At 73.0% G+C, this 25,380-nt stretch carries 18 protein-coding genes; 7 read left to right on the plus strand and 11 right to left on the minus strand.

Annotated features, from left to right (window positions below; translation table 11 throughout):
• Positions 1–25: 25 nt before the first annotated feature.
• The 5 genes from AMK25_RS00755 to eno are packed head-to-tail and all read right to left on the minus strand — an operon-like array spanning position 26 to position 4,056.
• A complete protein-coding gene (locus tag AMK25_RS00755; protein ID WP_073827013.1) occupies positions 26–967 on the minus strand; it encodes a Ppx/GppA phosphatase family protein in 942 nt (313 codons plus the stop codon).
• A gap of 50 nt (positions 968–1,017) precedes the next feature.
• Complete coding sequence (locus tag AMK25_RS00760) at positions 1,018–1,527, minus strand: amino-acid N-acetyltransferase (RefSeq protein ID WP_073824966.1); 510 nt, start codon at positions 1,525–1,527, stop codon at positions 1,018–1,020.
• 1 nt (position 1,528) lies between these two features.
• Positions 1,529–2,086: a DUF501 domain-containing protein gene (locus AMK25_RS00765; protein WP_073824968.1), complete on the minus strand. Its 558-nt coding sequence runs from the start codon at positions 2,084–2,086 to the stop codon at positions 1,529–1,531.
• A gap of 22 nt (positions 2,087–2,108) precedes the next feature.
• On the minus strand, positions 2,109–2,744 hold the full coding sequence (locus tag AMK25_RS00770) for an FtsB family cell division protein (protein WP_073827014.1): 636 nt from the start codon (positions 2,742–2,744) through the stop codon (positions 2,109–2,111).
• Between the two features lie 28 nt (positions 2,745–2,772).
• Complete coding sequence (gene eno, locus AMK25_RS00775) at positions 2,773–4,056, minus strand: phosphopyruvate hydratase (protein ID WP_030501297.1); 1,284 nt, start codon at positions 4,054–4,056, stop codon at positions 2,773–2,775.
• Between the two features lie 212 nt (positions 4,057–4,268).
• Between eno and AMK25_RS00780 the strand changes: the two genes are divergently transcribed.
• On the plus strand, positions 4,269–4,961 hold the full coding sequence (locus AMK25_RS00780) for a hypothetical protein (RefSeq protein WP_073824970.1): 693 nt from the start codon (positions 4,269–4,271) through the stop codon (positions 4,959–4,961).
• The gene (locus tag AMK25_RS00785) at positions 4,958–5,806 is read left to right on the plus strand and encodes an NAD(+) diphosphatase (protein WP_073824973.1); all 849 of its coding nucleotides are present in this window, start codon (positions 4,958–4,960) and stop codon (positions 5,804–5,806) included. Before AMK25_RS00780 ends, AMK25_RS00785 begins: the two co-directional genes overlap by 4 nt.
• A 4-nt stretch (positions 5,807–5,810) precedes the next feature.
• On the opposite strand, the gene AMK25_RS00790 is transcribed toward AMK25_RS00785, so the two are convergent.
• The 4 genes from AMK25_RS00790 to mfd all read right to left on the minus strand — a co-directional run bounded on the left by AMK25_RS00790 (position 5,811) and on the right by mfd (position 13,431).
• Positions 5,811–7,430, minus strand: coding sequence for a DUF885 domain-containing protein (locus AMK25_RS00790; RefSeq protein ID WP_073824976.1), 1,620 nt, complete (start codon positions 7,428–7,430; stop codon positions 5,811–5,813).
• Positions 7,431–7,919: 489 nt separating this feature from the next.
• Positions 7,920–8,909: a nucleoside triphosphate pyrophosphohydrolase gene (locus AMK25_RS00795; RefSeq protein WP_073824978.1), complete on the minus strand. Its 990-nt coding sequence runs from the start codon at positions 8,907–8,909 to the stop codon at positions 7,920–7,922.
• The gene (locus AMK25_RS00800) at positions 8,906–9,676 is read right to left on the minus strand and encodes a SurA N-terminal domain-containing protein (RefSeq protein ID WP_073827015.1); all 771 of its coding nucleotides are present in this window, start codon (positions 9,674–9,676) and stop codon (positions 8,906–8,908) included. Before AMK25_RS00800 ends, AMK25_RS00795 begins: the two co-directional genes overlap by 4 nt.
• Positions 9,677–9,774: 98 nt before the next feature.
• Positions 9,775–13,431, minus strand: coding sequence for a transcription-repair coupling factor (gene mfd, locus AMK25_RS00805; protein ID WP_073824980.1), 3,657 nt, complete (start codon positions 13,429–13,431; stop codon positions 9,775–9,777).
• A gap of 156 nt (positions 13,432–13,587) precedes the next feature.
• On the opposite strand from mfd, the gene AMK25_RS00810 reads away from it, so the two are divergent.
• Complete coding sequence (locus tag AMK25_RS00810) at positions 13,588–14,496, plus strand: cyclase family protein (RefSeq protein WP_073824982.1); 909 nt, start codon at positions 13,588–13,590, stop codon at positions 14,494–14,496.
• Between the two features lie 196 nt (positions 14,497–14,692).
• Here the strand turns inward: AMK25_RS00810 and AMK25_RS00815 are convergent, their stop codons facing one another.
• Positions 14,693–15,733, minus strand: a complete 1,041-nt coding sequence (locus AMK25_RS00815; protein WP_073824985.1) for a S66 family peptidase — start codon at positions 15,731–15,733, stop codon at positions 14,693–14,695.
• An 85-nt stretch (positions 15,734–15,818) separates the two neighbouring features.
• Here AMK25_RS00815 and AMK25_RS00820 point away from each other — a divergent pair, with 85 nt between their 5' ends.
• Together AMK25_RS00820 and ppc are read left to right on the plus strand one after the other, a co-directional pair.
• Positions 15,819–16,847, plus strand: a complete 1,029-nt coding sequence (locus AMK25_RS00820) for a hypothetical protein (RefSeq protein WP_073824987.1) — start codon at positions 15,819–15,821, stop codon at positions 16,845–16,847.
• Between the two features lie 123 nt (positions 16,848–16,970).
• Complete coding sequence (gene ppc / locus AMK25_RS00825) at positions 16,971–19,757, plus strand: phosphoenolpyruvate carboxylase (protein ID WP_073824990.1); 2,787 nt, start codon at positions 16,971–16,973, stop codon at positions 19,755–19,757.
• Between the two features lie 133 nt (positions 19,758–19,890).
• Here ppc and AMK25_RS00830 read toward each other — a convergent pair whose 3' ends face one another.
• A complete protein-coding gene (locus AMK25_RS00830) occupies positions 19,891–20,694 on the minus strand; it encodes a hypothetical protein (RefSeq protein WP_073824992.1) in 804 nt (267 codons plus the stop codon).
• 54 nt (positions 20,695–20,748) lie between these two features.
• On the opposite strand from AMK25_RS00830, the gene AMK25_RS00835 reads away from it, so the two are divergent.
• Both AMK25_RS00835 and AMK25_RS00840 read left to right on the plus strand, forming a co-directional pair.
• Complete coding sequence (locus AMK25_RS00835; RefSeq protein WP_073824995.1) at positions 20,749–21,927, plus strand: DNA recombination protein RmuC; 1,179 nt, start codon at positions 20,749–20,751, stop codon at positions 21,925–21,927.
• Positions 21,928–22,075: 148 nt separating this feature from the next.
• Complete coding sequence (locus tag AMK25_RS00840; RefSeq protein ID WP_073824997.1) at positions 22,076–25,369, plus strand: S8 family serine peptidase; 3,294 nt, start codon at positions 22,076–22,078, stop codon at positions 25,367–25,369.
• Positions 25,370–25,380 lie beyond the last annotated feature (11 nt).

The raw sequence follows: 25,380 nt of genomic DNA on the forward strand, positions 1-25,380 counted from the left end.
TACCGGCCACACGCAGGGGAACCACCTATCCCGAGGTCGCCGCCAGGCTCCAGGCGATGCCGTCGAGGATGTCGTGCTCGGAGGCGACCACTGACGGCATCCCGGCCCGCTCCATGATCACTCGCAGCACCAGCGCGCCCGCGCCGATCACGTCGGCCCGCCCCGGGTGCATCACCGGGTACGCCAGCCGCTGCTCACTGCTCTTGCCGAGCAGGTCGGCGGTCACCTCGGCCACCTGCTCGTACGAGACGCGGGCGTGATGGATGCGGCTCGGGTCGTACCCCTGGAGTCCTTCGGCCAGGGCGACCACTGTGGTGACCGAACCGGCGAGCCCGACCAGCGTGGCGGCCTCCCGGCCGGGCACGGCGGCGAGCGCCCGGTCCACGGCGGCGGCGATGTCGGCCTCGGCGGCGGCGATCTGCGCCGGGGTCGGCGGGTCGCCGTGCAGGTGGCGTTCGGTCATCCGGACGCAGCCGATGTCCACCGAGATCGCGCCCCGCACGCCGTCATCGCGGGTGCCGACCACGAACTCGGTCGAGCCGCCGCCGATGTCGACCACCAGGTACGGCGGCTCGGCGTCGGCGGGCAGGCCGCGCACCGCGCCGGTGAACGACAGGCGTGCCTCCTCGTCGCCGGTCACCACCTCGGGCGGTACGCCGAGCGTGCGCTCGACCATGGCACGGAAGTCGGCGGCGTTGGAGGCGTCGCGGGAGGCCGAGGTGGCGCACATGCGTACCCGCTCGGCGCCGGACTTCTCGATCTCGGCCGCGTAGTCGGCGAGCGCGACCCGGGTCCGCTCGATGGCCTCGGGGGCGAGCATGCCGGTCTGGTCGACGCCCTGCCCCAGCCGGACGATCTCCATCCGCCGGCTGACGTCCACGAGCGGCGCCGGGTCCCCGTCCGACGCCTCCGGCAGATCGGCGATCAGCAGTCGGATCGAGTTCGTCCCGCAGTCGATGGCTGCCACGCGCGCGCTCACGGCGCCCACCCTACGGCAGCCCACCCCCACCCCCGGGCTCAGAGGCGCAGCAGCATGCGGGAGTTACCGAGGGTGTTGGGCTTGACCCGTTCCAGGTCCAGGAACTCCGCGACACCCTCGTCGTACGAGCGCAGAAGCTGCTCGTAGACCGGCTGCGGCACGGGCGCGCCGTCGATCTCGCGGAAGCCGAACGAGCCGAAGAAGCCGGTCTCGAACGTGAGCACGAAGATCCGGGCGATGCCCAGCTCCCGCGCGGAGTCGATCAGCTCACCGACGATCCGGTGCCCGATCTTGTGCCCCCGGCAGGACGGGTCGACCGCCACCGTCCGGATCTCGGCCAGGTCCTCCCACATGACGTGCAGCGCGCCGCACCCGACGACGGCGCCGTCCGGCGTCACCGCGACCCGGAACTCCTGCACGTCCTCGTACAGCGTCACAGTCGCCTTGCTGAGCAGCCGCCGGTCGTCGGTGTACGTGTCCACCAGCCGCCGGATGCCGCGCACGTCGGCGGTGCGGGCCCGGCGCACAGTGATCTGGTCGGCGCTCATCTCACTGGACCGCTGGCACGTCCACGCAGGGGCCGGCGGCCCACCACTTCTCCACCAGCGCCAGCGTCTCGTCGCCGAACGGGTTGACCCCCGGCCCGGCGGCGAGCGCGTGCCCCAGGTGCACGTGCAGGCACTTCACCCGCCCCGGCATGCCGCCGGCCGAGATGCCGGCGATCTCCGGCACCTCACCGATCGCCTCCCGGCGGGTCAGGTAGTCCTCGTGCGCGGCCCGGTACTGCGCGGCCAGCTCCGGATCCTCGGCCAGCCGCTCGGCCATCTCCTTCATCAGCCCGGCCGACTCCAGCCGGCTGCACGCCGCTGTGGCACGCGGGCAGGTCAGGTAGAACAGCGTCGGGAACGGCGTGCCGTCGGCCAGCCGGGGCGTCGTCTCCACCACGTCGGGCAGGCCGCACGGGCACCGGTGGGCCACCGCGCGGGTCCCGCGCGGCGGGCGTCCGAGCTGCGCGGCCACCGCGGCCAGGTCGGCCTCGGTGGCCGGCTGGCGTTCCGGCGGGGGTACGGAGTCCGCCGCCGGCTCCTGCGGTGGTACGACGCTCAAGGAAGTGCCTTTCGTGTGGTGCTCACTTGTCCTGGCGCTCGGCGTTCGCCGCCCGCACGCTCCCCCACAGGGTGTCGTACCAGGGCTCCGGCCCGGTCGGCGCCCCCGGTTTCGCGCCCTTGCCGGCGTCCTTGGCCGCGCCCTCCGGGTCGGAGAGCACCACCAGCAGCGTCTCGCCCGGCTTGCCCATGAAGAACCGCTCCCGGGCCTGCGTCTTGACGTACTCCGGGTCCTTCCACTTGGCCGCCTCGGCGGTGAGCCGCTCGATCTCGGCCCGCTGGGCTGCCTGCGCGGCCTCCATCCGTTCGATGTCGGCCTGCTGGTCCAGGTAGACCCGGACCGGATAGGTGTACGCCAGGGCGAGCGCGATCAGCACCGCGAACAGCACTGTGGCGCGCCCGGTGAAGCGCCGGGGTTGGGGTGCGGTGAGCCGCTTGACCGGACCACCGGCAGCGGTACGCCGGGCCGCGGCGGGGCGGCTCGCGGAGCGTACGCCGTCGCTGGCCCGGGACGCGCCGGGTGACCGGCCGGCGGCGCGCGCCTCCGCGCGGACGCCGTTGTCGCGGGCCGTGGACCGGACCCGGGCACCGCCCGTCCGGCCGGGCTGACCCGGCCGACGGGCGGGCCGCTGGCCACCCGGTGTGCGGCGCTGCTGCATCGTCACACCCCTCCCCCGGAGCGCTCGCTCAGGCCGAACGGTAACGCGGGAACGCGCCGGCGCCGGCGTACCGCGCCGCGTCGGCCAGCTCCTCCTCGATCCGCAGGAGCTGGTTGTACTTGGCCACCCGGTCGGAGCGGGCCGGCGCGCCGGTCTTGATCTGCCCGCAGCCGGTGGCGACGGCCAGGTCCGCGATGGTGGTGTCCTCGGTCTCGCCGGAGCGGTGGCTCATCATGCACTTGAAACCGGCCCGGTGGGCCAGGTCGACGGCGTCGAGCGTCTCGGTGAGCGAGCCGATCTGGTTGACCTTGACGAGCACCGCGTTGGCGGCCTGCTCCGCGATGCCCCGGGCGATGCGCTGCGGGTTGGTCACGAACAGGTCGTCGCCGACGATCTGGATCCGGTCGCCGAGCGCGGCGGTGAGGGTGGCCCAGCCGCTCCAGTCGTCCTCGGCCAGCGGGTCCTCGATGGAGACGATCGGGTAGTCGCCGGCGAGCTTGGTGTAGTAGTTGCTCATCTCCTCGGCGCTCTTCGCGGTGCCCTCGAACGTGTACGTGCCGTTGTCGAAGAACTCGGTGGCGGCCACGTCGAGCGCGAAGACGATGTCGGTGCCCAGCCGGTACCCGGCCTTCTCCACGGCCTCGGCGATCAGGTCCAGCGCGGCGGCGTTGGTGGGCAGGTTCGGGGCGAAGCCGCCCTCGTCGCCCAGGCCGGTCGACAGGTCCTTCTTCTTCAGCACCGACTTCAGCGCGTGGTAGACCTCGGCGCCCGAGCGCAGCGCGTCCCGGAACGTCGGCGCGCCGATCGGCGCGATCATGAACTCCTGGATGTCGACGTTCGAGTCGGCGTGCGCGCCACCGTTGAGGATGTTCATCATCGGCACCGGGAGCAGGTGCGCGTTCGGGCCGCCCAGGTAGCGGAACAGGCTCAGCTCGGCGCTGCCCGCGGCGGCCTTCGCCACGGCCAGAGAGACACCGAGGATGGCGTTCGCGCCCAGCTCGCCCTTGTTGTCCGAGCCGTCGATGTCGAGCATCTTCTGGTCGATCAGCCGCTGCTCGCTGGCCTCGTAGCCGATGAGCTGGTCGACGATCCGGTCCTCGATGTTGGCGACGGCCTTCTCGACACCCTTGCCCAGGTAGCGGTCCTTGTCACCGTCGCGCAGCTCGACCGCCTCGAAGGCGCCGGTGGAGGCGCCGGACGGCACCGCGGCGCGGGCGATCGTGCCGTCGTCGAGCCCGACCTCGACCTCGACCGTCGGGTTGCCCCGCGAGTCCAGGATCTCCCGGGCGACGATTCCCTCGATGGTTGCCACTGAGTCGCTCCTCGTTTGTGTGGTTCCGGTCCGTATGGGCCGCGACGGTGCGGCTGAGGCAGGTGTTGAACGCAGCGTATCGGTCCCCGCCCCGCCGTACGCCGCTCGGGGCGGGCCCCGAGGCGCTTGGTGAGACGGACATTCCCGGATTACCGGTCGTCAACCGGCAACCGGTTTGCGAGACGTTGCGTCGATCGACAAGGCTGGGCATCATGCCTGCCGCCTCGACGACTCTCCGCGTGCTCGCCGCCTCGGTCATCGCGTCGCTCTCGGTCACCGGCTGCCAGGCCCTGGACGACGCCGGCGTCGCGCTCGGTCGGGCCGACCTGGTCAACGACCTCGCCGCGCGGATGGACCGGGCGCTGGAGCAGACCTGGGCCGCCGACTACCAGCTCGACGGCGGTCGCACCGCCTCGATCGCGCAGACCAAGAAGCCGCTGCGGTCCACGTACACCTGGCCCGGCGGCAAGATCACGGTGACGCAGGAGTCGGTGACCCGGTGCGCGAGCACCGCCACCCGTACCTCCTGCACCGTCTCGCCGCCCGTGCTCACCGCCGGGAAGCCGTCGGTGATCGTCTACGACGAGGCGCGCAAGCAGGGCCTGGTCACGCCGCCCGCGGTGATCCGGCTGCTCACCGAGGCCGCGCTGGCGCCGGACGCCGTCATCGAGCAGAGCGACACCACGCTGGCCGGGCACCACGCCACCTGCGTGAACGTCACCCACGACGGCGAGCGCTTCAGCACATGCGTGACGAACGAGGGCGTGCTGGGCAGCTTCTCCGGCATGATCGACGGCAAGCCTGCCGAGGTGACGCTGAGCCGCTACACCGAGAGCGTCGAGGCCGCCGCGTTCGCCGTACCGGCCGGCGCCGGCGTGGTGGACCGCCGACCCGCCACGTCGTGACCCCGCCCGGCGGCGCCTCGTCCGGCGCCGGGTTCCGGCCCGCCGCTGATCACGGGCGGCCCCCGCGGCCGGGCGACCTGGCGCTGCCGGTCGCCGGCCGGAAACTGCTGACCGATCCGGACACCGGGCAGCCGCTGCGGATCGACGCGCTGCCCGGCGACCTCGCCTGGACACCCGTCGGCACGCTCGGCGGCACCCCGGCGTGGGCGGCCGAGGTCACCGACCCCGAGTCGCTGCCCGGCCGGTGGCGCGGCTGGCGCGGCCTCGCCGCCGAGCTACCCGCGCCCCACGCCGACCTGGCCGGGCGGGCGCTCGCCGTGGTCACCTGGCGGCGTACCCACAGGTGGTGCGGGGCGTGCCGGGCCGAGCTGGCCGACGTGCCGGGCGAGACCGCGCGGCGCTGCCCGGACTGCGGGCTGACCGTGTTCGTGCCGCTGTCCGTCGCGGTACTGACAGCGATCACCCGCCCCGGCCCGGCCGGCGGCGCGGGCGAACTCCTGCTGGTCCGGCACGCGCACGGGCCGACCGAGTTGTGGGCGCTCGTCGCCGGGTTCGTCGAGGCCGGGGAGTCGCTGGAGGCGGCGGTGCACCGCGAGGTCGCCGAGGAGGTCGGCCTGACCCTGCGACGCCCCGCGTACGTGGACAGCCAGCCGTGGGCGCTGACCGGGCCGGGCACGTTGCTCGCCGGATTCACCGCCGAGGTGACCGACCCGGCCGCCGAACCGGTGGTCGACGGGACGGAGCTGACCGAGGCGCGCTGGTTCCCGGTCGACGCGCTGCCCGCCGAGCTGCCGCCCGCGTACTCCCTGTCCCGCTGGCTGATCGACGCGGTCGCCGCCGGCTGAGCCCTCACACCCCCAGCAGCGTGCGCAGGTGGCGCGGCGGCGGGCAGTCGTGCGCCAGCATGGCGTCGTGCCAGTCACGCACCGGCACGCCGTCCGGCCGGGCGGCGGCGATGTCGGCCATCTCGCTGTAGCCGACGAAGTACGTGGAGAGCTGGGTGGAGGTGAGCAGCGCCCGCCGCCACTTGCCGGCCGCCTCGCCCTCCTCCTGGAAGCCGCGCCCGGTCATCAGCGCCATCGCCTCGGACTCGGGCAGGTCGTCGCAGTGCACGAGCTGGTCGAGCAGCGCGTTGATGGTCATCCGCAGTTGCATCTTGAGCTGCTGCAACCGCACCGGCAGCCCGCCGAAGCCGAGCCCGGCCATCAGCTCCTCGGTGTAGACCGCCCAGCCCTCGATGAACACGCCCGACTCGGTGAGCGCGCGTACCCGGGTCGGACCCTCGTAGCGGCGGGCGTGGGCGAGCTGGAGGAAATGGCCGGGCATCGCCTCGTGCACGGTCAGGTTGCGGATCATGTGGTCGTTGTACTCGCGGTAGAACGACTCGACCCGCTGCGCCGGCCAGTCCGCCGGGGTGGGCGCGATGCAGTAGAACGTCGGCACGTCGGCCGTCTCCAGCGGCCCCGGCGAGTCGCAGTAGGCCACCGCCACACCCCGGGCGAACTCCGGCATCTCCTGGATGACGCACGGGTCATCGACCATGCTGACCAGGTCGTGGAGACGGACGAAGTCACTCGCCTCGTCGAGCGTCACCGAGGCGAGGTCCACGATCGTGGCGTCGGCCGGATGCTCGGCGGCCAGCAGGTCCAGCGCCCGGCGTACCGTCTCGTCGTCGCCCGGACCACCGACCAGCTCGACCGCCGCCGCGCGGATCTCCTCGGTGACCCGGTCCAGGTTGGCCCACGCGCGGCGCTGCACCTCGGCGGCGCTCAGCTCGGTGTCGAGCGTGTGCCACAGCCGCGCCTCCCAGCGCCGCCGGCCCAGCCGCGGGTCACGCCCCGGGCCGGCGTCGGCGGCCAGGCCCTGCCGCAGCCAGGCCACGAACTCCTCCAGCGCGGCGATCGCGGCGGTGGCCGCCGGGCCGACCCGGTCCCGCAGCGCCGGCGCCTGGGCGAGCAACGCCGGCACCTCGTCGCGGATCAGCGCCGCCGTGCCGGTGAACTGCCCGACCGCCGTCTCCGCATGGATCCGCGGCATGTCCCGCAGCGTCGCGCGCGCTGTCGCAAGCGCATCGGGTACGGCCGACAGACGCCCGGCGAGGCTGGTCAGGCGCTCCTCGGCCGGGGCGAAGGGACGGGCCAGCAGGGCATGCAGCAGCGGCCCCGGATTGTGGCGCAGCGGATCCCACTCGTGGCCGCGGATCTCGGTGGCCTCGAACAGACCCCTGTCGATCATGCTGGTGAGCAGCGCGTGGTCGACGCTCTCCGCCACGTCCAGCGCATCCGGGTCGATCTCGGCGAGCGCGTCGGCCGCGTCCTTCAGCATCGCCTGATCGGCGGCGAGCGCGTCGGCGGACAGGTCGGGCAGCCGGTCGTCGTAGCGGTGGTCCCCGGCGGTGGTGGCCAGCCCGGGCCGGCTCTCCAGCAACGCCTCCACGATCCGCTCCGCCAGCGGCACGAACGACTCCATACCCGGCACCCTACCGATCACCCCCGACCCTTTCCCCGTCCCGCCCGCCGGGCCACCCTCCGCGTTGATCAAGGAGTTTGTGTCCCCACCAGCGCCCACCTAGACCCCAAACTCCTTGATCACCGAACCGACCCACTGGGCGGCTGGGCAGATCTTGATATTCGGTCTACAAGTCTCGGGAGGCGAGAGGGCTCGGCTCAAGTAGGGGCACGGCGGGTTGGGGCAGCCGCCAGCGCGGGATGAGCCGAGGGCAGCGGGACAGGGCTGGCAGCGCGCGGGACTCCGACCGGGCCGACAAGGGCGGCGAAACGCCGATCCCCATCATCAGCCTGTCCCACCACCACGCAACCGCCCCCGGCAGCTCTCCGCGATCTTGCACTTCCTGCCCGGACAGAAGGGATATTTGCGACGCCCAGAGGGCCGCAAGTGCAAGATCGCGGCGGTGTGAGAGGGCGCGAGGGCGCGGGGGCGCGGGGAGGTGGGGTGGGGTCAGGCGGGGTGGGTGGGGGTGGCGCGTTCGGCGGCTCGGACCGCCTCGGCGTACGCCAGGGTGGCACGGCGCAGGGCGGCCTCGGGGTCGATGCCGGCCTGGCGGGCGGCGGCGACAGTTGCCAGCAGGCTCGCGCCGAGCCGGGCCTCCGGGTCCACCTGGGACTCGGCCAGTGGGGGCGGTACGGCAAGGCCGACCCGGCCGGCCCGGTCCAGGATCTTCGCGGCCAGCGCCAGCGCGGGCTGGCTCAGCGCGATGCCGTCCAGCACCGAGTCGCGGGTCTTCTCGGCCCGCTTGATCCGTTCCCAGTTAGCCTCGATCTCCTCGATCGAGCCGGCCGGCTCGCCGGAGAACACGTGCGGGTTGCGCCGCACCATCTTGTCGACAAGCGTGCCCGCCACGTCGTCGACGCTCCAGCTCTCGCCCTCCGGCAGGTTCTCGGCCAGCCGGGCGTGCAGCAGCACCTGGAGCAGCACGTCGCCCAGTTCCTCGCGGAGCGCGTCGGTGTCGTCGGCGCTTATCGCGTCGTACGCCTCGTAGCACTCCTCCAGCAGGAACCCGGCCAGGCTGCGGTGGGTCTGCGCCCGCTTCCACGGATCGCCGCCCGGGGAGGCCAGCCGGTCCATCACCTCGACCGCGTCGAGCAGCCGGGCGCCGGGCGGGTCCCACGAGCCGTACATCAGCTCCAGCTCGGCCAGGGCGGGCTCGCGGGCCAGCCGCAGCCCCAGCTCACGGGCGAGCGCCTCGTCCCCGGCCGGGCCGGCCAGCCACACCGCGCCGCCGTGCGTGGCGGTGGCGTCGAGCAGCGCCTGGGTCGCGCCCTCGGCCACCACGCTCACCTCGGCGCCGGCCGTCCGGACCGCCCGGGTCAACTCGCTCTCCGCACCGGCGAGGACCGGCGCGGAGCGTACGGCGTCCCAGGCGGCCGAGGTCAGCAGGCCGGCGGGCAGCCGGGGCGAGGTGACGAGCAGGACGATGCGCGCGGTCATACGGTTCCGGGAGCCGGCGAACTACCGGCCGGCGCCTCCGGCGTCGAGATGTCGGTGACCGGGCCGTCCTGGTTGACGTAGGGCAGGGAGTAGAAGACGAGCGACTGGCCGGTGTTGACGAGCGACGGCACACCGGTCACCCCGAACCGGGGGTTGACGCGGATGTCCGCCTTCTCGGCCTCCTGCTGAAGCGCGGTGCTCAGCGCGGTGGCGCTGCGCACGAACCCGGCCTCGCCGAACGCCTGCCGGACCTCGGCGACGCTCAGGCCCGGCTGGATCGCCCCGGTCTTCTCGATGGCGCGGTAGACGGCCATCAGGGACTCGTCGCTGAGGTCGGCCGGGGGCAGGCTCTGCTGGAGGGTGGCGGAGAGGTCCACCCACTCGCCCCACAGCTTCGTGTACTCGGTGGTCGCCGGCATCCGCAGCTGCTGCTGGAGCTGCTCCGGGGACACCTCGTCGGTGACCTGGAGGCCCTTCTCGGCTGCCACGCGCTTGCCGAGGTCGAGCGCGACGAGCAGGTTCAGCACGTCCTGCCGGGTCACCGAGGACCGCAGCTCCTCCGGCGACGGCGTCTGCGGCGCCTGATTCCGGACGGCGTCCGCGTACTGCCGCTGCGCGTCGTCGTAGATCGCGTCGACCCGCTCGACGGAGTACCGGGTGTCTCCGACGTAGGCGGCGACGTCCGGGGCGGATCGGCCACAGGCGGCGAGAGAGAGCGCGGCGAGGGCCGCGACGCTGACGGCGACGAGGGAACGGCGGGCACGCATGTGGGTCACTCTCTCACGCCCCGTACCAGCCTGTGACTCCACCCACCTCATCGCGCACCCGCCGGGACCGCACGAGCCAGCTCCTCGGGCTTGCCGGGTCATCGTCCGCTCGCCACTGCGGGGCTGGCAACACCGGCCAGCTCCTCGGGCTTGCCCAGGACATCCGCCAGGAGCTGCCCGCACCACTCCAACAGCGCCTGGTCGCGCAGCGGCTCGCCACCGATTCGCCGGGTGCTGGGCCGGGGCACGCTGACCTGGTCGAGCGCCTGCTTGTAGACCGAGTCCGGGTGGTAGCGCTTGAGCCGCATCTGCTTCGAGTCGGGCAGCGGCAACGGGCCGAACCGGATGTGTTTGCCCTGCATCGACACGTCGGTGAGCCCGTACCGGCGGGCCAGCAGCCGGAACTGCGCCACCGCGACCAGGTTCTGCACCGGGGCGGGCGGCTCGCCGTACCGGTCGGTCATCTCGGCGACCACCTCGCGCAGCCGCTCGGCGTCGCGGGCCTCGGCGAGCTTGCGGTACATCTCCAGGCGCAGCCGCTCCACCCCGATGTAGTCGTGCGGCAGGTGCGCGTCGATCGGCAGGTCGACCTTGACCTCGGTCTCCTCCTCCGTGCTCTCGCCCTTGAAGGCGGAGACGGCCTCGCCGACCATCCGGACGTACAGGTCGAAGCCGACACCCTCGATGTGGCCGGACTGCTCGCCGCCGAGCAGGTTGCCGGCGCCACGGATCTCCAGGTCCTTCATCGCCACGTACATGCCCGCGCCGAGTTCGGTGTGCTGGGCGATGGTGGCCAGCCGCTCGTGCGCGTTCTCGGTGAGCGGCTTCTCCGGCGGGTAGAGGAAGTACGCGTACGCCCGCTCCCGGCCCCGGCCGACCCGGCCGCGGATCTGGTGCAGCTGGGCCAGGCCGAGCAGGTCGGCCCGCTCGACGATGAGCGTGTTGGCGTTCGGGATGTCGATGCCGGACTCGACGATCGTGGTGCAGACCAGGACGTCGAACTCCTTCTCCCAGAAGCCGACCATCACCTTCTCCAGCGCTTCCTCGCCCATCTGGCCGTGCGCCACCGCGACCCGGGCCTCGGGCACCAGCTCCCGCAGCTTGCGGGCCGTCTTCTCGATCGACTCGACCCGGTTGTGCAGGTAGAAGACCTGGCCGTCGCGCAGCAGCTCGCGGTGGATGGACGCGGCCACCTGCCGGTCGTCGTACGCGCCGACGAACGTGAGCACCGGGTGCCGCTCCTCCGGCGGGGTGGCGATGGTCGACATCTCCCGGATGCCGGTGATCGCCATCTCCAGCGTGCGCGGGATCGGGGTGGCCGACATGGCGAGCACGTCGACCGAGGCACGGAGCGTCTTCAGGTGCTCCTTGTGCTCGACGCCGAACCGCTGCTCCTCGTCGATGATGACCAGCCCGAGGGACTTGAACCGGGTGGACGCCTGGAGCAGCCGGTGGGTGCCGATGACGATGTCGACGGTACCGGCGGCGGCCATCTCCAGCGTCTGCTCGGTCTCCTTCGGCGTCTGGAACCGGGACAGCTGCCGGATCGACACGGGGAACTGGCTCATCCGCTCGGCGAACGTGTTGTAGTGCTGTTGCACGAGCAGCGTGGTCGGCACCAGCACCGCCACCTGCTTGCCGTCCTGCACCGCCTTGAACGCCGCCCGTACCGCGATCTCGGTCTTGCCGTAGCCGACGTCGCCGCAGATCAGGCGGTCCATCGGGACGGTCTGCTCCATGTCCCGCTTGACCTCCTCGATGGCGGCGAGCTGGTCGGGCGTCTCCTGCCAGGGGAACGCGTCCTCCAGCTCCCGCTGCCACGGGGTGTCGGGTGCGAAGTTGTGCCCCTTGGACGCCTTGCGCGCGGCGTAGAGCTGGATGAGCTGCGCGGCGATCTCGCGGACCGCCTTGCGCGCCCGCGCCTTGGACTTCTGCCAGTCCGAGCCGCCCATCTTGTGCAGCGTGGGCTGCTCGCCGCCGACGTAGCGGGAGAGCTGGTCGAGCTGGTCGGTGGGGACGAAGAGGCGGTCGCCGGGCTGGCCGCGCTTGCTCGGCGCGTACTCGATGACCAGGTATTCGCGGCTGGCGCCGTTGACGGTGCGCTGCACCAGCTCGACGTACCGGCCGATGCCGTGCTGCTCGTGCACCACGAAGTCGCCGGCCTTCAGCTCCAGCGGGTCGATGGTGTTGCGCCGCCGACTGGGCATCTTGCGCATGTCGCGGGTGGAGGTGCCCCGGCCGCCGGTGACGTCATTGCCGGTCAGGAGCACGAACTTCGACGCCTCGTCGACGAAGCCGGCGGTCAGACAGCCGCACGACACGAGCAGCTCGCCGGGCGCGGGCGCGGTGGGCACCTCCTCGGTCAGCCGGGCGCCGAGACCGGCGTCGCGCAGCACCTCGACGGCCCGCTGGGCGGGACCGTGCCCCTCGAAGACCAGCGCGATCGACCAGCCCTCGCCGGCCCAGCGCTTGAGGTCGTCGACCACCCGGGAGGTCTCGCCGTGGTAGAGCGGGGCCGGCTGGGCGGCCAGGCTCACCGCGATGGCGTCGTCGGGGGTCACGTCGACCTCGGCCGGCGCGTCCTCCCAGGGCTGCCGGGCCGGCGCCGCGTCCGCCTCGACCAGGCCGAACGGGGCGAGCGTCCACCAGGGCTGGCGCAGGGCGCGGGCCGCCGTGCGTACCTCGGCCAGGGTCTTGAAGGCGGCGGCGCCGAGGTCGACCGGGGCCTGGCCGCCGACGGCGGCCGCGGCCCAGCTGGCCTGGAGGAACTCCTCCGAGGTACGGACCAGGTCGTGCGCGCGGGTGCGGATGCGCTCGGGGTCGCAGAGGAGTACGTGGGTGCCGGCCGGCATGCAGTCGACGAGCAGTTCCAGCGCGTCGGCGCCGATCAGCGCGGGGGCCAGCGACTCCATCCCCTCGACCGGAATGCCCTCGGACAGCTTGTCCAGGATCTCGGCCAGCTCGGGGTGCTCGACGGCGAGCGCGGCGGCCCGTTCGCGCACCACAGGGGTCAGCAGCAGCTCGCGGCACGGTGGCGCCCACATCTGCGCGACGCCCTCGATGGTGCGCTGGTCGGCGACCGCGAACGTGCGGATCTCCTCCACCTCGTCGCCCCAGAACTCGACCCGGGACGGGTGCTCGTCGGTGGGCGGGAAGACGTCCAGGATGCCGCCGCGTACCGCGAACTCGCCGCGCTTGGTGACCAGGTCGACCCGGGCGTACGCCATGTCGGTGAGCCGGCGGGCGACCTCTTCGAGGTCGGCCTCGTCACCGGCGGCGAGCTGCACCGGTTCCAGGTCCCCGAGGCCCTTGAGCTGCGGCTGGAGCAGCGAGCGGACCGGTGCGACGACGACCCGCAGCGGCCCGGTGCGGCCGTGCGCGTCGGCCGCGTCCGGGTGGGCCAGGCGGCGCAGCACGGCCAGCCGCCGCCCGACGGTGTCGGAGCGGGGCGAGAGCCGCTCGTGCGGCAGCGTCTCCCAGGACGGGAAGACCGCCACCTGCTCCGGCGGCAGCAGGCTGCCCAGCGCGGAGGCCAGGTCGTCGGCCTCCCGGGTGGTGGCGGTGACCGCGAGCACCGGGCGGCCCGCGCCGCCGGCCGGCTCGTCGGCGGCGACCGCGGCCACCGCGAACGGGCGCAGCGCGGCGGGGGCGGTCAGGTCGAGCCCGTCGACCTGGGCGGCACCGGAGCGCGCCAGGTCACGCGCCCGGGCCAGCCCCGGGTCGGCCAGGGCGGCGGAGAAGAGTCCGGTGAGCATCAGTGATCACTTCCAGCGGATCGACACACGACGACGACCCCGCGTCCAGCCGGACGGGGGGTGCACCGTCCGAGCCTATCCCCCTCTCCCGACAATCCGGGCCCGCCCAGCTTGCGGATCTTGACGCTCCGCCACGGCACGTGATGCGGTGGGCGGATGGTCGAGTATCGGGCGGTCTTCGACGCCGAGGTGGAGTTCGCAAACGGTGGTGGCCTGCGCACGGACGGGTTCCGGCTGGACGTGCCGCACCCGGATGTCACAGACGACGAGGTGGCGGCGCTGCTGGTCCGGCACCTCGGGCTGCTCATGGCCGGCGAGGTACGGATCACCAACCGGACCGTCGTCGAGGAGCCGCACAAGGGCGGACGGGGCCTCGATGTGCCGGCCTCCGGTGGGCGGAAGCTCGTCGAACTGAGTCACGTGATCGCCGAAGGGCTGGTCACGCTGCCCGGCTGGCCCGGCCCGGCGATCAGCGAGTGGCTGACCCGGGAGGCGTCCCGGGGCCGGTACGCGCCGGGCGTCGAGTTCCACGTCGCCCGGATCGACATGATCGCCAACACCGGCACGTACGTGGACACGCCGTCGCACCGCTTCGCCGACGGGCCGGACCTGACCGGGGTGCCGCTGGACCGCCTCGCCGACCTGCCCGGCCTGGTGGTACGGGTGCCGGCCGGTACCCGGGCGGTGGACAAGCTGATGCTCGCCCCGTACGACGTGGCCGGGTGCGCGGTGCTGCTGCACACCGGCTGGGACGCGCACTTCGGCACCGACGGGTACGCCGCGCCGGACGCGCCCTACCTGACCGGTGACGGCGCGCAGTGGCTGGCCGAGGCGGGCGCGGCGCTTGTCGGCATCGACTCGATCAACATCGACGACATGACTCCGGCGGCGGCGGGCCAGCGCCCGGCGCACACCGGTCTGCTGGCCGCCGGGGTGCCGATCGTGGAGCACCTGACCGGCCTGGACGCGCTGCCGCCGACCGGTTTCCGGTTCACCGCCGCCCCGCCGCGGGTGGCCGGCATGGGCACGTTCCCGGTCCGCGCGTTCGCCGTCGTGGCCGCCTGACCCACGCCGCCAAGCGCCGCCAAGCGCCGGGTGGAACGCCATGGGTGTCAAAAGGGCGCTGAGACACCCATAGCGTTCCACTGAACCGCCACTTCGAGGCGTGAGTGGAACGGCATGGGTGTCAAACGGCGACGTAGACACCCATGCCGTTCCACCGAGCAGGCGGGCGGTGGGCGGCGGGCGGCGAGCTGTGGGCTCAGTAGCGCACGGCGATGCGGCGGTCGACCGCGTCCACGCGGATCTCGCCGCCGTACGGGATGATCACCTGCGGGTCGGTGTGGCCCAGGTCGACGTCGAAGACCACCACCGGGTCGTCGTTGTAGGGGGCGAGCGCCGACAGGATCGCCGCCCGCTGGTCGGCGGCCCAGGCCAGCCGCTGCGCGACCGTGTGCGGCCGGTCGAAGTCCCACGCCTTGGGGCGGCCCACCACGATCGCCGGGAAGCCGGCGAGCAGGCCCCGCTCGCCCAGGTTCCGCACCATCCGGAAGACCTCCTGGGCCGGGGGCATCTCCTCCGAGGTCTCCACCAGAAGCACCGAACCGGCCAGGTCGGCGGCCGACGGCACCCGGTCGGCGGCGGCCAGCCAGTGCACGATCTCCAGGTTGCCGCCCCACGTGCGGCCCTGCACGACCCGGGCCGGGCCGTGCCAGCGCCAGCCCTCGGACGGGTACATCGGCGGCTCCTCGGCGAGCGTGGCCGGGTCGCGCCAGTCGCACGGCTCGTCGCCCCACTCGGAGGCGGGGGTCAGCTCGTACCAGCCGGAGGTGAACAGCGCGGCGCGCAGCGAGTCGAGCGTGAGCGGGTGCGGCTTCCCGGAGCGCCCGAGGTGCACCAGCACGGACCCGCCGTGGTAGCCGACGGTGTCCATCCGGTAGAGGTGGTTGAGCACGTTGGTGTTGTCCGAGTAGCCGAAGTAGGGCTTCGGGTTGGCCCACAGCTCCTCGTCGTTCAGGTACGGGGTGACAGTGATCAGGTCGTCCCCGCCGACGGTGGCCAGCACGGCGGTGATCGTCGGGTCGGTGAACGCGGCCATCAGGTCGCGTGCCCGGTCGCGCGGGTCGGCGCCCATGACGCGGGTGGTCGGGTACTCCACCGGTTCCAGCCCCAACTCGTCGCGGAGCCGGCGCAGCCCCAGCTCGTACACGTGGGGGAAGAGACCCGGCAGGCCGGCGGAGGGCGAGACGACCGCGACCCGGTCGCCCGGCTTCGGTTTGGGGGGATAGATGGGTGCCTGCATGGCCCGACGCTATCGGCCCGGACCAGCGGTTTTCGCCCTGACGAAACCGCCTCAGCCAGGCAAATGCCGCCAATAGGCTGAGCGCGTGGAGGACGAGCCGGAGCTGCGTACCCGGGACTGGCTGCCGCGCACGGCGGCGCTGATCCTCGGCACCCTGGCGCTGGCCAGCGCGTTCATCGCCGCCTACGTCGGCGCGCTGCACAAGCCCGACCCGCGCGACGTGCCGGTCGCCGTCGTCACCGGCGACCAGCAGGCCCAGGCCGTGATGTCCGCCGTCCGCGCCCGCACCGACACGATCAAACCCGTCGGGTACGACAGCCGCGGCGCCGCCGACGACGGGCTCAACGACAGGTCGGTGTACGCGGTGCTCAGCTCCTCCCCCGACGGTGGCCTGACGCTCGCCACCGCCAGCGCCGGAGCGCCCGCCGCCACCGAACTCGTCACCGACGTGTTCACCGAGGCGGCCCGGCAGGCCGAGGTGCCGCTGGAGGTCACCGACGACGTGCCGGTCTCCGCCGACGACCCGCGCGGCCTGGTCCCGTTCTACCTGGCCGTCGGCGTGGTGCTCGGCGGCTACCTGGCGTCCACGGCGCTGGGCATCTCACTCGGCACCAGCCCACGCAGCCTGCGCCGGGCCGGACTGCGGATCGCCACGCTCGCGGTGCACGCGCTCCTGCTCGGCGTCATCGGGGCGATCCTGGTCGGACCGGTGCTCGGCGTGTTCGCCGGTCACGTGGCGACGGTGGCGGCAGTCGGCGCGCTCGCCGCGCTCGCGGCCGGCATGGTCGCCGCCGCCGTGCAGGGCTGGCTCGGGCTGCTCGGCACCGGCATCGTGATCCTGCTGCTCGTGGTGCTCGGCAACCCCGGCTCCGGCGGCATCTACGCGCCCGAGTTCCTGCCGCCGTTCCTGCGCGGCATGCACCGCTGGAACGTGCCCGGCCTCGCCACCGACCTGTTCAAATCGGCCATCTACTTCGACTGGCGCGGCGGCGGATGGGCGCTGACCGGCCTGCTGATCTGGGTGGTCGCCGGCCTGGCCGGGCTGCTCACCGCGACCATGTTCCGCGCCCGGCCGCGCCCGGAGCCGGGTCGGCACGCCGTCGACCGGGGTTGACCGGCGGGCCGTCCCAGAGTGCAGATCATCACGCGGTCCCCCTCCTGTCCCCCGGGGGTACGCGGATACGATCCAGGGGAGTCGGACAGCGCTGTCCTTCGTCCTCGCGTAAGGAGCGCAACCGTGACCGACCAGCACGACCACGACGGCCCCGACGCCGCTCTCCGGGCCGACATCCGCCGCCTCGGCACGCTGCTCGGGCAGACCCTGGCCCGTCAGGAGGGCCGGCCGCTGCTCGACCTGGTCGAGGAGATCCGGGCCCAGGTCCGCTCCGACGCGCCGGCCGCCGCCCAGCGCCTCGCCGGGCTCGACGTCACCACCGGCACGAAGCTCGCTCGCGCCTTCTCCACCTACTTCCACCTGGCGAACATCACCGAGCAGGTGCACCGCGCCCGGGACCTGCGCCGCCGCCGCGCCACCCACGGCGGCTGGCTGGACCAGGCCGCCAAGATGATCGCCGAGCGGGGCGTACCGGCCGAGGAGATCGCCGCCGCGGCCCGCCGCCTGGCCGTACGCCCGGTCTTCACCGCCCACCCGACCGAAGCGGCCCGCCGGTCCATCCTGTCCAAGCTGCGCGCGGTGGCCGACGAGCTGGACACCGAGACCGCCAACGCGATCCTCTACGGCGCCAGCGACGAGGGCCCGGCCAACCGCCGCCTCGCCGAACTGCTCGACCTGATGTGGCAGACCGACGAGCTGCGGCTGGACCGGCCGGACCCGACCGACGAGGCGCGCAACGCCATCTACTACCTGCGGGACCTGTACGCCGAGGCCGCGCCGCAGGTCCTCGACGACCTCGCCGACACGCTGCGCACGCTCGGGGTGGAGACGTCCCCGACGTCCCGCCCGCTGAGCTTCGGCACCTGGATCGGCGGCGACCGCGACGGCAACCCGTTCGTCACGCCGGTGGTCACCCGCGAGGTGCTGCGCATCCAGCACGAGCACGGCATCGCCGCCACCGAGAAGGCGATGGACGAGCTGATCACCGAGGTCAGCGTCTCCCGGCGGCTGCGCGCGGTGTCGCTCGACCTGTCCGCCAGCCTGGCCAAGGACCTGGACGCGCTGCCCGAGGTGGCGCCCCGGTTCCGCCGGGTCAACGCGGAGGAGCCGTACCGGCTCAAGGCGCGGTGCGTGAAGGCGAAGCTCGCCAACACCCGCGAGCGGCTGCGCGCCGGCACTCCGCACGTGCCGGGGCGGGACTACCGGGGCTCGACCGAGCTGATCGCCGACCTGGAGCTGCTGCGCGCGTCGCTGGCCCGCAACTCCGGCCAGCTCACCGCCGTCGGGCGGCTCGCCTCGGCCATCCGTACGGTGTCCGCGTTCGGCCTGCACCTGGCCACCATGGACATCCGGGAGCACGCGGAGAAGCACCACGAGGTGCTGGCCCAGCTCTACGAGGCCGTCGGCGAGGTGTCCGACTACCCGGCGCTGTCCCGGCTGGAGCGCACCAAGCTGCTCGCCGACGAGCTGACCGGCCGCCGGCCGCTCTCCACCCAGGACAGCCCGCTCACCGAGTCGGCACGCAAGACGTTCGACGTGTTCGCGGCCATCCGCGAGGCGCAGGACCGGTTCGGCCCCGAGGTCATCGAGTCGTACATCATCTCGATGACGCTCGGCGTGGACGACGTGCTCGCCGCCGTGGTGCTGGCCCGCGAGGCCGGCCTGGTGGACGTGCACTCGGGGCGCGCCCGCATCGGCATCGTGCCGCTGCTGGAGACGCCGGCCGAGCTGAACGCCGGCGGTGAGCTGCTGGACGAGTTGCTGTCGCTGCCCGCGTACCGGGCGCTCGTCGCGGCGCGGGGCGACGTGCAGGAGGTGATGCTCGGCTACTCCGACTCCAACAAGGAGGCGGGTATCACCACCAGCCAGTGGTCGATCCACCGGGCGCAGCGCGCGCTGCGGGACGTGGCCGCGCGGCACGGCGTACACCTGCGGTTGTTCCACGGCCGGGGCGGCACCGTCGGCCGGGGCGGTGGCCCCACCCACGACGCGATCCTGGCCCAGCCGTACGGCACGCTCGACGGCGCGATCAAGGTGACCGAGCAGGGCGAGGTCATCTCCGACAAGTACACGCTGCCCGCGCTGGCCCGGGAGAACCTGGAACTGACGGTGGCCGCGGTGCTCCAGGCCACGCTGCTGCACACCGCGCCCCGGCAGCCGGCCGAGATGCTGGAGCGTTGGGACGCGGCGATGGACGTGGTCTCGGAGTCGGCGTTCCGGTCGTACCGGTCGCTGGTCGAGGACCCGGACCTGCCCGCGTACTTCTGGGCCTCCACGCCGACCGAGCTGCTCGGCGCGCTGAACATCGGGTCCCGGCCGGCGAAGCGCCCCAACACCGGCGCCGGCCTGTCCGGCCTGCGGGCCATCCCGTGGGTGTTCGGCTGGACGCAGACCCGGCAGATCGTGCCGGGCTGGTTCGGCGTGGGCTCCGGGCTGGCCGCCGCGCGGTCGGCCGGGCTGGCCGACGTGCTCGCCGAGATGAACCGGAACTGGCACTTCTTCCGCACGTTCCTGTCGAACGTCGAGATGATGCTGACCAAGACCGACCTGGACATCGCCCGGCGGTACGTGGAGACGCTGGTGCCGAAGAAGCTGCACCCGATCTTCGACAAGATCGAGCAGGAGTACGAGCTGACCAAGCAGGAGGTGCTGGCCGTCACCGGCTCACCGGCGCTGCTGGAGAACTCCCCCGTGCTGCAGCGCACGCTCGCCGTGCGGGACACCTACCTGGAGCCGCTGCACCACCTCCAGGTGGCGTTGCTGCGGCAGTACCGCGAATCCGGCGCGGCCGGGCGGGCGGTGGCGACCGCGCCGGGTGGGCGACGGGCCCCGAACGACGGTACGGCGCTGGAGCGGGCGCTGCTGACCACCGTCAACGGCATCGCCGCCGGCATGCGCAACACCGGCTGAGGTGTAAGGAAGGGCCCCCTCTTAACGCCTCGTGCATAAGAGGGGGCCCTTCTTAACGCGTGCGCCGAGCGCGCCGCGAGCGGCCCGTCCGACGCGCGGCGTTCCGGCGCGGTGTCCGGCGCGGCGGCGCCGGCTAGAAGTCGCCGCCGCCGAAGTCGCCGCCGCCGAAGCCACCGAAGTCGCCGCCGCCGAAGTCCCCGCCACCGCCGAAGTCGCCTCCGGCGTAGTCGCCACCGCCACCCATGTCGCCACCGCCCATGTCGCCCTGGTCGCCGAAGTCCTGGCCGTCGCCGAAGCCCTCCTGGTAGCCGGCGTCGTAGCCGTACCCGGGGTCGGCGAACGCGGGCGAGAACAGCGCGTCGGCGATCAGGAGACCACCGACCACACCGACGCCGGCGCCGAGCGCGGTCTTCCACCACGGCGTGGAGTACCAGCCGGCCGGCACCGGCCGCCCCTGGAACCGGCCACCCGGGTAGTAGTAGGGCGTCGCGTTCCCCGGCTGCGGTCCGGCCCGGAACGTCTGCCCCTGCACGTCGACCTGGCGCTCCTTGGTGAGCGCGCCGGCACCCTGGGCGGCGGCGAGCGGCGGCAGCTCCGGGCCCGGGTCGATGCCCATCGCGGTCCGGGCCGCCCGGATGTACGCCAGCCCTTCCAGCGCGGTCTCCCGGGCCAGCGCGAACTGGCGCGGCGTGCCCGCCTGCTCCAGCTGCGAACCGGCCGCGTTGTACCGCTCACCGGCGTCGGCGAGCGCCTGCCGGACCGCCGGGGCGTCGCCGTGCAGGTTCATCAGCTGGCCGCCGAGCCGCTCGTACCACCGCTGCGCCTCGGCGCGGGCGTCGGCCAGCTCGTTCGACCGGCGCGATCTACTCCCCCGTCGCCAGAACACGAGTGCACCTCCGAGCAGCACGATCAGGAACAGCCACAACGCGAACTCCATGACTCGAACGTACCCACCGGGCGCTCGTCGTACCCGTTTGGCAAGCTCTTGGCCATGAGCTTTGCGACGCTGGCCGTGGTGCTGCTCTGCCTCGCCGCGGGCGGCGCGGTGGGCTGGCTGGCCGCCCGGGCGCGCTCGGCGGCGGACATCGCCCGCCTGGAGGCGACGCTTGCCGCCACGCAGGCCGGCGAGGGCCGGCTGGAGCAGTCCATGCGGGCGCTGAGCTACGAGGCGACAGCGCAGTCCCAGGAGGCGGTGGCCCGCGCGGTGGCGCCGCTGCACGACACGCTGCGCCGCTACGAGCAGCGGGTCGCCGAGCTGGAGCGGGACCGGGTCGACGCCTACGCCGAGCTACGCGAGCAGGTGCGGTCCATGAGCGCCGTCTCGGGTGAGCTGCGCACCGAGACCAAGCAGCTGGTCGCCGCGCTGCGCGCGCCGCAGGTGCGCGGCCGCTGGGGCGAGCACCAGCTCCGCCGCATCGTCGAGGCCGCCGGCATGCTGGAGCACTGCGACTTCAGCGAGCAGGTCACCGCCGCGACCGACCACCAGGGGGTACGCCCCGACCTGGTGGTACGGCTGCACGGCGGCCGGACGGTGGTGGTGGATGCCAAGGCGCCGTTCGACGCGTACCTGACCGCGATGGAGTCGCGCGACGAGCGCGGGCGCGACACCCACCTCGACGCGCACGCCCGGCACCTGCGCGCGCACGTGGACGGCCTGGCCGCCAAGTCCTACTGGTCGGCGTTCGACCAGACGCCGGAGTTCGTGGTGCTGTTCGTGCCGGCCGACCCGTTCCTGGACGTGGCCCTGCAACGCGACCCGACACTGCTGGAGCACGCGTTCGCCCGCAACGTGGTGCTGGCCACCCCGGCGACGCTGGTGGCGCTGCTGCGCACTGTGGCCTACTCGTGGCGGCAGGAGGCGCTGGCGCACAATGCGGCAGCCGTCCACTCGCTGGCCCGTGAGCTGTACGGGCGGCTGTCCACGCTGGGCGATCACGTCGGCAAGCTGGGCAGCTCGCTGAGCGGGGCGGTGACGGCGTACAACCGGGCGGTGGGTTCGCTGGAGGCGCGGGTGCTGGTGAGCGCGCGCAAGCTGGCCGAGCTGGGCGTCTCCGGCGACGAGCTGGCCGCACCCGCGCAGGTCGAGCTGGCGCCGAGGCAGCCGCAGGCGCCGGAGCTGCTGGGCGCGCCGTCCACATCGGCCGAGAGGTCGACGGACGTCGACGCTTAACACGTCGCACGTGATGACGTAGACCGATCTGTGTCACGGACTGATCACAAACCCAGGCCGGGTAGTGACACGTGTCGTCCTGACACGCAGGATCACCGTCACACGTGCCCTGCCCCTCGAGGGCCCTGTTCTCTGGAGGAAGAGAACGTTGAGTAAACCCCGCACGCGCAGCCGGCGTCCGTCCGCCGCGCTCCTGGCCTCGGTCCTCGCGGCCGGCGCCCTGACCGTCGGAGGTGGCGCCGGCACCGCGAGCGCCGCCCCCGCCGCCCCGCAACCCTCGCAGCCGACCGCCGCGAAGGCACTGGGCGCACACGACGCCAAGTTGCTCGACGAGGCCGAGGCGAAGAACGCGCCGACCGTCACGATGATCATCGCGGCGAAGAAGGGCTCGGCCAAGAAGGTCGTCGACGGCCTGGCCGGCCTGGGCGCCACCGTCAGCCAGCGCTACGACCAGATCGGGTACGTGCTGGCGAAGGTCCCCACCGACAAGGCGCTCAAGGCCGCCACGCTGCCCGGCGTCGCCGCGGTCGACCTGGACGAGACCATCAAGCTCCCCGACCCGGCGCCCGAGGCGGCGCCGAAGGGCGCGAAGACCGCCTCGCAGGCCCAGACGCTGGCCGGCCCGGGCGGTGACACCGGCGCGGTGAACCCGTACATGCCGACGAACGAGACCGGCGCGGAGGCCTTCAAGGCCGCGAACCCGCAGTGGGACGGCCGCGGCGTCACCATCGGCATCATGGACTCCGGTGTGGACCTCGACCAGCCGGCGCTGCAGACGACCACCACCGGCGAGCGCAAGATCGTCGACTGGGTCACCGCGACCGACCCGCTGGAGGACGCCTCCTGGCGGCCGATGCTGACCGACGTCAGCGGCCCGTCGTTCACCACCTCGCTGGGCACCTGGACCGCGCCGGCCGGCAACTACCGGTTCAACGTGTTCCGCGAGAACATCACCGCGAACAGCGACGCGCGCGGCGACCTCAACCGCGACGGCGACACCACCGACTTCTGGGGCGTGCTCTACAACCCGGCCAACGGTGACGTCCGCGTCGACGCGAACCAGAACAACGACTTCACCGACGACGAGGTGATGCGGCCGTACAAGGAGCGGTTCCAGGTCGGCCACTTCGGCACGGACAACCCGGCCACCGCGGTACGCGAGCAGATCCCGTTCGTCGTCGAGTACCGGCGCAACGTCAACACCGCGCCGGTCGGCGGCCCCGGCCTGGTCGACTACGTCAACATCGGCATCATCGAGAGCACCCACGGCACCCACGTCGCCGGCATCACCGCCGCCAACGACATGCTGGGCAACAGCGCCTTCGACGGCGCCGCCCCGGGCGCCAAGCTGGTCTCCGCCCGCGCCTGCTCGTGGGGTGGCGGCTGCACCGCCGCCGCGCTCACCACCGGCATGGCCGACCTGGTCATCAACCGCAAGGTCGACGTGGTGAACATGTCGATCGGCGGCCTGCCCGCGCTCAACGACGGCTCGAACGCCCGCGCGGTCCTCTACAACGACCTGATCAACACCTACGGCGTGCAGCTGTTCATCTCGGCCGGCAACTCCGGCCCGGGCCTGAACACCGTCGGCGACCCGTCGGTGGCCACCGACGTGGTCAGCGTCGCGGCGAGCGTCAGCAAGGACACCTGGCTGGCCAACTACGGCTCGGTGGTCCGCAAGGACAACGCGCTGTTCAACTTCTCCTCGCGCGGCCCGCGTGAGGACGGCGGCTTCAAGCCGAACATCGCCGCCCCCGGCTCGGCCATCTCCACCGCGCCGACCTGGCAGCCGGGCAACCCGGTGCCGGAGGCGGGCTACCCGCTGCCCCCGGGCTACCAGATGCTCAACGGCACCTCGATGGCCGCCCCGCAGGCCACCGGCGCCGCCGCGCTGCTGCTGTCGGCCGCGAAGGCGACCGGCAAGGGCGTCACCCCGGCCGCGCTGCGCCGGGCCGTCTACACCTCGGCCCAGCCGATCGCCGGCGTCCCGACGTACGCGCAGGGCTACGGCATGTTCAACGTGCCGGGCGCGTGGAGCCTGCTCGCCAAGGGCGTGCCGACCCGCACGTACACCTCCGAGGCGCCGGTCTGCACCGAGCTGTCGCCGAACCTGACCCGCTACGACCGGGCCTCCGGCACGTTCGTGCCGAACCCGAACGTCGGCACCGGCCTCTACAACCGCTGCGCCGCCGACCGTGGTGGCCAGAAGGTCAAGGAGGGCCGCCACTACGAGGTGAAGCTGACCCGGACCAGCGGCCCGAACAAGGGCATCAAGCACGAGGTCGCGTTCCTCGGCAACGACGGCACCTACTCCGCTCCCAAGGTGGTCTGGCTGCCGCTGAACACGACGGTCACGGTCAAGGTGAAGGCCAAGCCGATGACGGCCGGCGCCCACGGCGCCATCATGACCGTCGACGACCCGGCCACCAACGTGGTCGACTTCGAGGTCGCCACCGTCGTGGTCGCCTCGAACCCGGTGTCCGCTCCGGCGTACTCCTTCTCGGCCGAGGGTTCGGTCGAGCGGAACAACTTCCGGTCGTACTTCGTGACCGTCCCGCCGGGTGCGGGCGCGCTGCAGGTCAACCTGTCCGGCATCGCGACCGGCTCGCAGACCCGCTTCATCGCCATCAACCCGTACGGCGTGCCGGTCGAGAGCACCGCCAGCACCGCCTGCTACACCAACTTCTCCGACGCCGCGGTCTGCAAGCCGCAGGAGCGGGACTACCAGAACCCGATCCCGGGTGTGTGGGAGATCGAGGTGGAGGCGCGCCGCACCTCGCCGGCGCTGGACAACCCGTTCCGGCTGCAGGCCCGCGTGCAGGGCGTGAAGGTGGAGCCGGCCGTGGTGCAGCTCCCGTCGGTCACCGCCGGCACGCCGGCTCCGGTGAGCTGGAAGCTGACCAACACGTTCGGCCCGGTCCAGGTGACCGGCGTCGGCGGGCCGCTGGCGAGCGTCCGGGCCGAGCGGCCCAGCATCACCCAGGGCGCGAGCCAGGAGTACCTGGTGGAGGTGCCGGCGGGCGCCACCTCGTTCACCGCGCGGATCGGCAACCCGTCCGACCTGAGCGCCGACCTGGACCTGACGGTCTTCCTGGGCACCACCCGGGTGGGCCAGTCGGCCGACGGTGACTCGGAGGAGGCGGTCACGCTGACCAACCCGGCGCCGGGCACCTACCGCGTCGTGGTCGACGGTTACTCGATGAGCGACCCGAGCACCGCGTACGACTACCGGGACTCGTTCGCCTCCCCGGCGCTGGGCTCGCTCTCCGCGCCGTCCACGCCGCTGTCGCTGGCCAACGGCGCCACCGCCACCCTCACGGGTTCGGTGACCGCCCTGTCCACCCCGGCCGCCGGCCGGGAGCTGTACGGCGACATGGCCGTGACCACCACCGAGGGCGCGGTCGTCGGCCGCGGTTCGGTGGAGGTCCTCGCGGTCAACTGAGCCGCTGACAC

Source organism: Micromonospora sp. TSRI0369 (assembly GCF_001905625.1).
Taxonomy (GTDB): Bacteria; Actinomycetota; Actinomycetes; order Mycobacteriales; family Micromonosporaceae; genus Micromonospora; species Micromonospora echinospora_A.

Bases quoted from the DNA above. Each gene is read 5' to 3' on its own strand.
- AMK25_RS00835 (WP_073824995.1), top strand. From the start codon at position 20,749: ATGAGCTTTGCGACGCTGGCCGTGGTGCTGCTCTGCCTCGCCGCGGGC.
- mfd (WP_073824980.1), bottom strand. From the start codon at position 13,431: ATGCTCACCGGACTCTTCTCCGCCGCCCTGGCCGACCCGGGGCTGGCC.
- AMK25_RS00790 (WP_073824976.1), bottom strand. From the start codon at position 7,430: ATGGAGTCGTTCGTGCCGCTGGCGGAGCGGATCGTGGAGGCGTTGCTG.
- AMK25_RS00815 (WP_073824985.1), bottom strand. From the start codon at position 15,733: ATGCAGGCACCCATCTATCCCCCCAAACCGAAGCCGGGCGACCGGGTC.
- AMK25_RS00830 (WP_073824992.1), bottom strand. From the start codon at position 20,694: ATGGAGTTCGCGTTGTGGCTGTTCCTGATCGTGCTGCTCGGAGGTGCA.
- AMK25_RS00800 (WP_073827015.1), bottom strand. From the start codon at position 9,676: ATGCGTGCCCGCCGTTCCCTCGTCGCCGTCAGCGTCGCGGCCCTCGCC.
- AMK25_RS00795 (WP_073824978.1), bottom strand. From the start codon at position 8,909: ATGACCGCGCGCATCGTCCTGCTCGTCACCTCGCCCCGGCTGCCCGCC.
- AMK25_RS00760 (WP_073824966.1), bottom strand. From the start codon at position 1,527: ATGAGCGCCGACCAGATCACTGTGCGCCGGGCCCGCACCGCCGACGTG.
- AMK25_RS00770 (WP_073827014.1), bottom strand. From the start codon at position 2,744: ATGCAGCAGCGCCGCACACCGGGTGGCCAGCGGCCCGCCCGTCGGCCG.
- AMK25_RS00780 (WP_073824970.1), top strand. From the start codon at position 4,269: ATGCCTGCCGCCTCGACGACTCTCCGCGTGCTCGCCGCCTCGGTCATC.
- AMK25_RS00810 (WP_073824982.1), top strand. From the start codon at position 13,588: ATGGTCGAGTATCGGGCGGTCTTCGACGCCGAGGTGGAGTTCGCAAAC.